A 1,098-nucleotide genomic window follows, 5' to 3' on the forward strand; every position below is an offset into this window, starting at 1 on the left:
GTGCTGCGGCCCAAGGCGGATGCGGCCTGGCATCTGCACGAGCTGACCCGGGATCTGCCGCTGGCGATGTTCGTGCTGGTCTCCTCGGCCGGTGGGCTGGTCATGGCGGCGGGGCAGGGCAACTACGCGGCGGCCAACGTGTTCTTGGACGCGTTGGCGGTCTATCGGCGGTCGCGAGGGCTGGTGGCGACGTCGCTGGCCTACGGGCTGTGGGATGTGGCCACCGGGATGAGCGCCGGGCTGTCCGATGCCTACCGGGATCGGATGGCCCGGCTGGGGCTGTCGGCACTGTCCGCGGCCGAGGGGTTGCGGCTGTTCGATGTGAGCGTGCGGGCGGATGCGGCGATGACGGTGCCGCTGCGGGTGGAGGTGGAGGTGTTGCGGGGCCGCGGCGGCGAGGTGCCGGCGTTGCTGCGAGGGCTGGCACCGGCGAGGCGGCCGGTCCGGGTGGCCGCCGGTGGCGGTCAGGAAGGCGGGTTGCGGCGGCGCCTGGCCGACCTGGACGTGGGCGAGCGCGAGCGGGTGCTGGAAGAGCTGGTACGGCGGCAGGTGGCGGTGGTGCTGGGGCACGTGTCGGGGGATGCGGTGGAGCCCGATCGGGCCTTCAGCACGATGGGACTGGATTCGCTGGCCGCGGTGGAGCTGCGCAACCAGCTGGCCGCGGCGACGGGGCTGTCGCTGCCCGCGACACTGGTCTTCGACTACCCGACCTCCCTCAGCGTGGCGGAATTCCTTTACGGGGAGTTGTTCGGCTCGGTGGACTCCGAGCAGGTCGCGGATCTGCCGGTGGTGCGTTCGGTGGCCGATGATCCGGTCGTGATCGTGGGGATGGCGTGCCGTTATCCGGGTGGGGTGGCCTCTCCGGAGGATCTGTGGCGGCTGGTGGTCGAGGAGACCGATGCGATCACCGGTTTCCCGACGAATCGGGGGTGGGATCTGGAGGGCATCTACGATCCGGATCCCGGCCGGGTGGGGACGTCGTATACGCGTCATGGTGGGTTCTTGCATGATGCCGATGAGTTCGATCCGGGGTTCTTCGGGATCTCGCCGCGTGAGGCGTTGGCGGTTGATCCGCAGCAGCGGTTGTTGCTGGAGGTG

1 protein-coding gene is annotated in these 1,098 nt (G+C 70.1%); it reads left to right on the forward strand.

Annotation, left to right across the window (positions count from 1 at the left end; translation table 11 throughout):
* Positions 1 to 1,098 (forward strand): beta-ketoacyl synthase N-terminal-like domain-containing protein (locus ABZ260_RS51485; protein WP_355633360.1); only part of this gene is annotated, 1,098 nt, incomplete at both ends.

The organism is Streptosporangium sp. NPDC006013 (genome assembly GCF_040614275.1).
Classification (GTDB): domain Bacteria; phylum Actinomycetota; class Actinomycetes; order Streptosporangiales; family Streptosporangiaceae; genus Streptosporangium.